Below are 8449 nucleotides of genomic sequence, written 5' to 3'. Positions count from 1 at the left end.
ACTTCAATCAGTACACCTACGACGGTCGCCAGCGCGGCGCCAGATTCAAAACCAAACAGACTGATCGCAGCGGCGACTGCCAGCTCAAAAAAATTCGATGCACCGATCAGTGTAGAGGGGCAGGCCACGCTGTGTGATTCGCCCAGCTTGCGATTCAGCCAGTAAGCTAGCGCCGAATTGAAAAACACCTGAATCAGAATCGGTACGGCCAGCAGTGCGATCACCAGCGGCTGGCGCAGGATCGCCTCGCCCTGGAATGCGAACAGCAGCACCAGCGTGGCCAGCAGTGCAGCGATGGACCAGGGGCCCGTGCGCGCCACCGCAGCGTCGAAGGCGCTCTGGCCTTGTTGCAGCAGCCGCTTGCGCAGCCACTGCGCGATCACGACGGGCACAACGATGTACAGCGCCACCGAGGTGAGCAGCGTGTCCCACGGCACCGTGATGGCCGACAGGCCCAGCAAGAAAGCCACCAGCGGCGCAAATGCCACGATCATGATGCTGTCGTTCAGGGCCACCTGCGACAGCGTGAACAGCGGGTCGCCGCCTGTGAGTCGGCTCCACACAAACACCATGGCCGTGCAGGGCGCAGCGGCCAGCAGGATCAGCCCGGCGATGTAGCTGTCGATCTGGTCCGCTGGCAGGTAGGGGGCAAACCAGTGGCGGATGAACAACCAGCCCAGCAGCGCCATCGAAAATGGCTTGACCAGCCAGTTGACGAACAGCGTCACGCCGATGCCGCGCACATGTTGGCGCACTTCGGCCAACGCACCAAAGTCCACCTTGAGCAGCATGGGGATGATCATCACCCAGATGAGCAGGCCCACCGGCAGGTTCACGCGGGCGACCTCGAGCGCGCCCACGGTGCGGGCCACGCCGGGCAGCCACTGGCCCAGGGCGATGCCGACCACGATGCACAGCAGCACCCAGACGGTGAGGTAGCGTTCGAATACCGCCATGCCGGTGGCGGGCGATGGCGGCAGTGCGGCAGGGTTGGGTCTGGAAGCTTGGGGTTGCATGGGGTACGTCTTTACTGCGCGGGCAGGCCGCGGGCGGTGGATTGCAGCGCGGCAGCGGCGAGTTTGTCGTCGGGCAGGTTCACCAGCAGCTCCAGTCGCTGCCGGATGGCGTGCAAGGTTTTGCGGAAGGCTTCGAGCTTGTCGGCGGCAGGGCCATCACCCGCGGACGGATCGGCATAGCCCCAGTGTGCCGTGGCTGGATGGCCGGGCCAGAAGGGGCAGACCTCGCCCGCCGCGTTGTCGCACACGGTGATGATCAGGTCCATGTGCGGCGCGCCAGGGGCGGCGAACTCGTCCCAGCTTTTGCTGCGCAGCCCGTCGGTGGGTATGCCCGCCTGCGCCAGCACCTGCAGGCCGAGCGGGTGGGGCTGCTGGTGGTCGCGCGGGCTGCTGCCTGCTGAAAAGGCCTTGAAGCGGCCCTGGCCCATGCTGTTGAGCAGTGCCTCCGCCAGGATGCTGCGGGCAGAGTTGTGTGTGCACAGGAACAGCACGTTCAAGGGGGGGCGGGTGTCGTTCATGGTGTCTCCGGATCTTCAGCAGCAACGGCTGGCGCTGGTGGTGGTGGGGCCGCAGCAGGCCGACGCGGCAGGGGTGGCCGCTTTGACCTGGGGCCGAGCCGGGGGGCAGCATGCAGCGCCCGCGCTGAGGCTGGCCGTGTTGGCAGTTTCCGTCTGGGGCTGTGCAGCCGCCTCGTTGAACATCGGGATGTTGCCCAGCGTGTGAAAGTGCTCCCATGCGATGCCCTGCGGATCGGTCACCCAATGCTTTTCGCTGCGGGCATAGCAGCAGCTGGTGGCGCCTTCGTCCAGCAACGCCAAATCAGCATCCTGGGCGCGGGCCTTGAGCTCGGCCAGTTCGCTGGCGTCATCCACCTGAAAACCCAGATGGTCCACGCCGGGCGCGCTGCCGCGGGTCGAGATGGCAAAGTTCACGCGCGGATCATCGAGCATCCACTTGGCGTAGTCAGACTCCACGCGGGTGGGCTGAGCGCCAAAGAGTTTCGAGTAAAAGGCCACGCTATGGGCCAGATCAGCGACATGCAGATGCACGTGAAATCGTTTCATGGGGGTTCCTTTCAGCGGACGGACATACGGATAGAGAGTTGCAATGGGTCACTGCCACTACGCACAGGAACAACAGCGGCACTAGCAGCCGCAGGCCGCGGCGGCTTCGTCAGCGGTGCAGGGCGCGCCCTGGCAGCAGTTGTCCGTCAGGTAGGCCATGAGCGATGCCATGGCGGTGAACGAAGCCCGGTAGATCAGGTTGCGCCCCTGGCGCTCCTGGCTGATAAGCCCTGCGTAGGACAGCTCCTTGAGGTGAAACGACAACGTGTTGGGCGCAATGCCCAGTTGCTCGCACAGCGCGCCCGGCGTCAACCCGGCCTGGCCTGCCACCACCAGCGCACGGAACACGCGCAGGCGTACCTCCTGGGCCAGCGCGGCGAGGGATCGGATCACTTCGTTTTCTTGCATATTTCTATAATACAACAAAAGTAGAAATATTGCATGAATGAATCTGTTTGTGCTCGCGTTGGCGCATTCGAGCCAGGCTGACACCGCGTGGTTCGTTCACCGCCATCCCCCCGGGTCGTGCGCGTGGCGGCCTCGCAAGTGCCCGCGTCGCCGTGTTGCGCTGGCTTTGGCGCAGTGCAGGCAGGTCGTGCGATGGGGGCATCTGCGGATCGGCACGCGTGCCCTTGCCCGATGGCACAGGCGTTGGCACCCGGTGATGAAGCTCTGGCCCGATGGCGACTAAAGGTGCAAAATGGGCACGTCGCACATCATTCTGCGTTTTGCAGTTTTGACCATGCCACTGCTGAACTGCCGATCCAGGCTCATTCACCAGCTTCTGGCGAGGCTTGGCGTTGCCGTGGCAGCCGTGGCGCTTGCCGGGGTTGCAGGCGGGATGTGGGCACTGGCGGCCGACGCCGCACCTTCAGCACCTGCCCGGGAGTCCAAAGCAGCCGACCCTGCTTCCAATTGGGTCGTGTCTGCCGACGGCACGCACATCCTGGACATGCGGTCGCAGCTGGCCTGGCCGCGCTGCGTGGAGGGCATGTTGTGGACTGGCAAGACCTGCGTGGGCTCGGTCGCGCTGTTTGACCGGTCTGAGGCTTCTGCGCTGGCCGCGGAGCGTGCACGGGCCAAGGGCGTTGCCTGGCGACTGCCGCGCGCAGCCGAAATGGCGCGACTGGTTGACAAGGCAGCAACGCCACCCGGCCTCAATCCGGCGCTGTTTCCCGCAGCCCCGGGCGGCTGGCACTGGACAGCAACCTCCAACGTGAACGCGATGTCGTCCAATGCCTACAACTACGGCACCGTGATGGAGGGCAGGTCGGGTGAGCTTGGCCGGCAGGCGACGCTGGTCAAAGGGTGGGCCATCAATGTATCGACCGGCGAGGCGCGCGGCGATACGGCCCGCAGCAGCAGGCTGCCGGTGCGGCTGGTGCGTCCCATGGTGGCGTCCGATACAGCAAGGTAGGGCGTCTGCCCGCCGCGCTGGCGGTCCATGGGGGGGCGGGCGTGAGGCCATGATGTTTGGCTACTTCCTGACTGGCGCTCCCCGCACCCGGATAGCATGGCGGCTGTGCCGCGTTGTGCGCCTGCCGCACCGCCTGTGTGTGGCTTCAACCGCTGAAGCTGCCCCGGTGGCGACCAGCGCTGGACTCTGATCGGCGACGCCAGCGTTGATAAGCTGCCGACTTTTCCATCGATGGGCCTGTCTGTCGAACAATGAATGCCATGCCAGACCTGAACGACATGCTGTACTTCGCCGAAGTGGTGGAGCGTGGCGGCTTTGCGGCGGCGGGTCGGGCGCTGGGCATCCCCAAGTCGCGCCTGTCCCGGCGGGTGTCCGAGCTGGAATCGCAGCTGGGGGTTCGCCTTTTGCAGCGCACCACACGCCGCCTCTCGCTCACCGAAGTCGGCGAGGCGTATCTGCGCCATTGCCAGGCTATGCGCGAATCAGCGCAGGCGGCGGCGGATGTTGCGGCCCAGGTGCAGGCGGTTCCGCGCGGCACCATTCGGGTGAGCTGCCCTGTGACGCTGGCGCAGACGGTACTGGCCGAACTGATGCCGCAATTTCTGGCCCGCTTTCCGCAGGTGCGCGTGGAGATGATGGTCAGCAACCGCGCTGTCAATCTGGTGGAAGAGGGCATCGACGTGGCGCTGCGGGTGCGCCCTTCGGTGGATGACAGCGGCAGCATGGTCGTACAGGTGGATGGTGCAGGCATCTGAGAGCCCTCGGCATTGCTCCGGGCGTTCTGTGCAGCCACAGCGTTCAGCGGCACATCGCGCAGTGCTGGCCTCCAACCATGCGCCCCGCGCGATACCGGTTGGCAAGGGCCCATCCTCAAAAGGGTTGGGCACAAATTGCGCCAATCTCGCAGTGCACGATGGCAGCAAAGGGTTGGGGCATCGGTGGTTGCAAAGCACGCAGCCTTCTGATCGGGAGACTGTGGCGCCAGTGCTTGCAAGCTTCCAAGAACGCCCGTTTTGCGGTCACAATGCAAGCAAAAGCAACTTGGCCTGTCAGCAGCCTGGCCTCTGTGTCGCGGTGCTGCGAAGGCGGCCTGTTTTTTGTCCCGTTTGCCCGGAATAATGTGCCCGTGAATTCTCCTCACTCCATCGACCTGGACATCCAGCAGGCACGTTTACATCCTGCTGTGCGCGCCATCGTGATCCCGCCGTGTCCTGAATACTTGCTGCGACTGCAGCAGGCCATGGCGGGCTCCGAAGTCGACCTGGCCGCACTCGACCATCTCGCCTCGGCGGACGTTGCCATGGCGGCAGCGCTGATTCGAATGGCCAACAGCTCGCTGCATGGGCTTGAGCAGCCAGCGCAAACGGTGGGCATGGCGCTGACGGTGCTGGGATTGCGCCCTTCGGTGGAGTTGCTGGCGGCATTCATTACCCGCCATGCCCTCAACGTCCGATCCCCGTTGCTCGAACACTTCTGGGAAAGCTCACAGCGCCGAGCCATCGCCTGCGAACACATCGGACTGCAGCTCTACAACATGGACCCCGGCCTGGGCTACAGCTTCGGGCTGTTTTGTCATGTGGGGATTCCGGTGCTGATCAAGGCGGTGCGCGGTTATGGATCGACGCTGACCGAAGCATTGGCCCGCCAGGACCGAACCTTTACCCAGACGGAAAACGCCAACCACCGGACCGACCATGCGGTGGTGGGTGCCATCGTGGCCCGCACTTGGCATCTACCTGCGGCCGTAGCGCAAGCCATCTGGCTGCACCACGACTTTGCGTGTCTGGCCGATGAACGCTTCGATCCTACGGTGCGCCGCTTGGTCGCCATGGGGGAACTGGCCGACTTCCTGGTGACTCACCACGAGAATCTGCCTCCCTCGCGTGAATGGCAATCCCATGGCGAAACCTGCATGGCCCACCTGAACGTCACGCAAAATGAGCTCGATCACTGGATCGACGCGCTCTACCCGGCCTTCGAGGCCGTGCGATTTTGAGGCTCTGATTCCGGGTCGCGCGCGATCCCCTCCAGGCGTTCGGGCCGGGTTCGTCGCAGCCGCTATCGACGCTTAGTCTCTATCAGTTCGGCAAGGCTGTCATGCCCTTGCTGCCGGGCCAGCTGCGCCGCGCTCAGCCCATCGCGGTCCAGCAATAACGGGTTGGCGCCCAGCGCCAAAAGCTTCTGGACGGTGGCCGTTTGACCCTGCATGGCGGCCAACATCAGCGCTGTTCTGCCTGCGCTGTCGCGGGCGTCAAGGACCGCACCCTGGTGGATGAGGCTTTCCACTTGCGGGATGCTGCCTGCACGGGCCGCGTTGTGCAGATCAAGCGACTGGGGTGGGCCAGGCACCGCGTCGGCGGCGGGTGTGGGCATGCTTTGAGCCGGCGCCACAGCGCGGGTGGACTCGGCAGCCGGATTACCCGCGGTGGGCGCAGCCGCTTCGGCGGCCGTTAGTTTCTGCCTGCTCATGGAGGCTGCAGAGGCATCCTGGGCTGCGGCGCGCTTGTGAGACCCGGCAAGGGGCGCTGGAGCGGGCTCGGTCCGGGGTGGGATGGGCGCGGCGGCCACGGCGGGGGACGATGCAGGGAAGGCGGAGGCGTCACCGGCCTGGCGCGAAGCTGCTGGGGCCTCTGCCTCACGGATAGCGGGGGTTGGTGTGGCTCGGGGCGCGACGGGCTGGGGCGCGGGTGCAGCGAGCGCTGGCGCGGTGGTCGGGGTCGATGGACGCGCGGTTGCGCGGGCAGCGCCGGGCTCTGCCGCCGGGGCCGTTGGCTCCGAACCTTGTTCTGTGGTTCGAGCCCCAGGCGCCACTGCAGCAGGCGTACCCATGTAGGTCCGGCGCTGGCCGTAGGCGATCTCTTTCTCTTCGGGCGTTCCGCGATCAAACTGCAACATCAGCAAACCGGCAAGCCCCATCACGGCTACCGTGGCCAGTGCCGAGATCTTCCAGCGTGGCTGGTTGGCGGCAGTGCGGCTGGGGACATTGGGCATGGGCGCTGCAGGGGTGGGCAGCCGGGCAGCGGCCGTTGCCAGCATTTGCGCATGTGCACGCACGGCATCGCGCACCTGCGCACCGGGGCGGGCGTCTTCCAGCTCGCTGGCCTCGTGGTAGCGCCGGACCAGTTCGTCGTCCCGCCGGGTCATACAAACTCCTTGAGGTGCTGGCGAAGGCTGGCCCGCGCGTAGCGCAGACGGCTCTTGGCGGTTTCAAAATTCACTCCGGTGGCCTCGGCAATTTCTTGCACGCTCAGGTCGCCTTCGGCCTGCAGCAAGAAGGCCTCGCGCTGCTCCAGTGGCAACTGCTCCACTGCCGCAATCAGCGCGGCCGCCTGCTCGCGCGACTGTAGTTGCCGCAGGGGCCCGAAACCCGAGTCAGCCACCAGCGTGTCGGCCAGCGTGCACGCATCGTCATCGCAGGCGTCCAGGCTGGTGTGGTGTTTGGCGGTGCGCAGGTGGTCCACCAGCCGGTGGTGTGCCAGGGTGAACAGCCAGGTGCGGAACTTGGCCTTGACCTCGTAGCGGGTGGCGTTGCGCGCTACGGCAAACCACACGTCCTGCAACAGGTCATCGGCCACGGCCTGCACCTTCACACTGCGAAACACAAACCGCCACACGGCCAGTTCGTGCCGCGCGTAGAGCTGGTCGAAGGCACCCAGGTCGCCGCTGGCGTAGCGCAGCATCAGCGCTTCATCGCGGTCGTTGGCATCGTCAGAGGGTGGGGCGGCTGGCACCCGGACATTATGCGAGGCCCTCATGCGCGCTCGTACGGGCCCCGGGCCTACCTGGGGTCAGGAACGTACGACAGGTTGTCCGACTGTGGAAACGCGCGCGGCATGTGGGGCGGATAGGGGCGGGCCATGGGCTCGCGGATCACTCGGGCTGCGATCAGGTTCTCACGGCTGTCATAGCGAATGCTGATGATTTCGTTGGGCTGCTCCTGCAGGCGCGTGAAGATTGTGTGCGAGACGACCGATGTCTCGCGCTGGCCGTGGGCCGTGCCCAGCTTGGCCGCTGGCATGGGGATGGCTCTGGCCGCGCTGTCGGCGGCCATGGAGCGGGCGGAGGATTCGGCCTCGGCCGGTGCTGCGGCCGCGGGCGATGCGGGCTCCTCGCGCAGGCGCCCCGGGCTCTGGCTGCTGTCGCGGTGCTGGTTATAGCGCTCGGGGGTAGGGACGGACACGGGCACCGGCGGCTGCTCCCGGAACAGCGCCACGCCAATCACGCCCACATGGGCGGGGCGGCCCGTGCGGGCGGCATAGGAGTTGGCGATGTGGGAGAACTCGAACGCGGCCACCTCGCTATCGCTCTTGCGCCAGCCGGTGATCTGGTATCGCTCGTGGGGCGAGAACACATAGCCGCGCTGATCCCAGGCGGCCGTCTCGCCGCTGAGCACATTCACGCCGTCCACCGAGGGCACGGCCAACACCCGCTCGCCCTGCCGGTTGCGCACGCTGATGGCATAACGCGCCCCTGGCCGCCCGGCCACCCAGTATTCGCCCCGGGCGTAGTGCACGGGCAACGTGGCGCCGGTATCGCGGTCCACGATGGTCACATCGGCCAGGTGGCCAATGGCCTGGGCGGGCAGGTGGGCCAGGCCCAGCAACGCGGCCAGTGTCGCGAGAGCGGGCAAAGTGAAAAAGCGTGGTTTCATGGCAGCTCCATCAAAAAAGTGGTGGTGCTGGGTGAAACGAACGGGGCGGCTGGATGGGGTTGAAACGATGCAAGAAATATGAAAAAAATGTTGGGCCGGTCTTGTCCGGGCCACTTGGGCGTTGTTCGGGAAGGGCGGGGCTCATCGCACAAACCCCTTGGGAAGCTCTGCATAACCCTCGCGAGGATGCGCTGGTGCGGATTGGGATAGGCCACAAGGCGCTTTTTGCAGCCAATAGCCTGGCTATTGGCAAGAAAAGCAACACCGTGGACTGCCCGAGCCCGCGCCAGCGCAGACCGCA

At 65.7% G+C, this 8449-nt stretch carries 10 protein-coding genes and 1 pseudogene; 4 read left to right on the top strand and 7 right to left on the bottom strand.

Going from position 1 to position 8449, the window contains the following annotated elements:
• The 4 genes from arsB to ACK543_RS03120 all read right to left on the bottom strand — a co-directional run.
• A partial coding sequence (gene arsB, locus ACK543_RS03135; protein ID WP_409941402.1) for an ACR3 family arsenite efflux transporter occupies positions 1-956 on the bottom strand: 956 nt, incomplete at its 3' end.
• Between the two features lie 71 nt (positions 957-1027).
• Complete coding sequence (locus tag ACK543_RS03130) at positions 1028-1534, bottom strand: arsenate reductase ArsC (RefSeq protein WP_409941401.1); 507 nt, start codon at positions 1532-1534, stop codon at positions 1028-1030.
• Positions 1535-1549: 15 nt separating this feature from the next.
• A complete protein-coding gene (locus ACK543_RS03125; protein ID WP_409941400.1) occupies positions 1550-2080 on the bottom strand; it encodes an ArsI/CadI family heavy metal resistance metalloenzyme in 531 nt (176 codons plus the stop codon).
• A gap of 81 nt (positions 2081-2161) precedes the next feature.
• Complete coding sequence (locus ACK543_RS03120) at positions 2162-2488, bottom strand: ArsR/SmtB family transcription factor (protein WP_409941399.1); 327 nt, start codon at positions 2486-2488, stop codon at positions 2162-2164.
• Positions 2489-2822: 334 nt separating this feature from the next.
• Here ACK543_RS03120 and ACK543_RS03115 point away from each other — a divergent pair, with 334 nt between their 5' ends.
• The 3 genes and pseudogenes from ACK543_RS03115 to ACK543_RS03105 all read left to right on the top strand — a co-directional run bounded on the left by ACK543_RS03115 (position 2823) and on the right by ACK543_RS03105 (position 5493).
• The gene (locus ACK543_RS03115; protein WP_409941398.1) at positions 2823-3497 is read left to right on the top strand and encodes a DUF1566 domain-containing protein; all 675 of its coding nucleotides are present in this window, start codon (positions 2823-2825) and stop codon (positions 3495-3497) included.
• 260 nt (positions 3498-3757) lie between these two features.
• Positions 3758-4231: pseudogene (locus ACK543_RS03110) on the top strand (LysR family transcriptional regulator); the annotation flags it as partial.
• Between the two features lie 392 nt (positions 4232-4623).
• Positions 4624-5493, top strand: coding sequence for an HDOD domain-containing protein (locus tag ACK543_RS03105; RefSeq protein WP_409941397.1), 870 nt, complete (start codon positions 4624-4626; stop codon positions 5491-5493).
• Between the two features lie 62 nt (positions 5494-5555).
• Here the strand turns inward: ACK543_RS03105 and ACK543_RS03100 are convergent, their stop codons facing one another.
• Genes ACK543_RS03100 through ACK543_RS03090 form a run of 3 tightly spaced genes read right to left on the bottom strand, consistent with a single transcriptional unit; the run spans position 5556 to position 8148 of the window.
• Complete coding sequence (locus ACK543_RS03100) at positions 5556-6641, bottom strand: ankyrin repeat domain-containing protein (RefSeq protein ID WP_409941396.1); 1086 nt, start codon at positions 6639-6641, stop codon at positions 5556-5558.
• Positions 6638-7252 (bottom strand): sigma-70 family RNA polymerase sigma factor, encoded by a 615-nt coding sequence (locus ACK543_RS03095; protein ID WP_409941395.1) that lies wholly within the window; start codon positions 7250-7252, stop codon positions 6638-6640. Before ACK543_RS03095 ends, ACK543_RS03100 begins: the two co-directional genes overlap by 4 nt.
• Positions 7253-7275: 23 nt before the next feature.
• Complete coding sequence (locus ACK543_RS03090) at positions 7276-8148, bottom strand: hypothetical protein (protein WP_409941394.1); 873 nt, start codon at positions 8146-8148, stop codon at positions 7276-7278.
• Positions 8149-8201: 53 nt separating this feature from the next.
• Here ACK543_RS03090 and ACK543_RS03085 point away from each other — a divergent pair.
• A partial coding sequence (locus tag ACK543_RS03085; protein WP_409941393.1) for a hypothetical protein occupies positions 8202-8449 on the top strand: 248 nt, incomplete at its 3' end.

It is taken from the genome of Acidovorax sp., assembly GCF_046341535.1.
Lineage (GTDB): Bacteria > Pseudomonadota > Gammaproteobacteria > Burkholderiales > Burkholderiaceae_C > Acidovorax.
The sequence above is the reverse complement of the archived record's forward strand: the minus strand, read 5'-3'. Positions and strand labels throughout refer to the sequence as shown.

Excerpts from the sequence above, each read along its gene's own strand:
- ACK543_RS03130 (WP_409941401.1), bottom strand. The coding sequence starts at position 1,534 with ATGAACGACACCCGCCCCCCCTTGAACGTGCTGTTCCTGTGCACACAC.
- ACK543_RS03125 (WP_409941400.1), bottom strand. The coding sequence starts at position 2,080 with ATGAAACGATTTCACGTGCATCTGCATGTCGCTGATCTGGCCCATAGC.
- ACK543_RS03120 (WP_409941399.1), bottom strand. The coding sequence starts at position 2,488 with ATGCAAGAAAACGAAGTGATCCGATCCCTCGCCGCGCTGGCCCAGGAG.
- ACK543_RS03115 (WP_409941398.1), top strand. The coding sequence starts at position 2,823 with ATGCCACTGCTGAACTGCCGATCCAGGCTCATTCACCAGCTTCTGGCG.
- ACK543_RS03100 (WP_409941396.1), bottom strand. The coding sequence starts at position 6,641 with ATGACCCGGCGGGACGACGAACTGGTCCGGCGCTACCACGAGGCCAGC.
- ACK543_RS03095 (WP_409941395.1), bottom strand. The coding sequence starts at position 7,252 with ATGAGGGCCTCGCATAATGTCCGGGTGCCAGCCGCCCCACCCTCTGAC.
- ACK543_RS03090 (WP_409941394.1), bottom strand. The coding sequence starts at position 8,148 with ATGAAACCACGCTTTTTCACTTTGCCCGCTCTCGCGACACTGGCCGCG.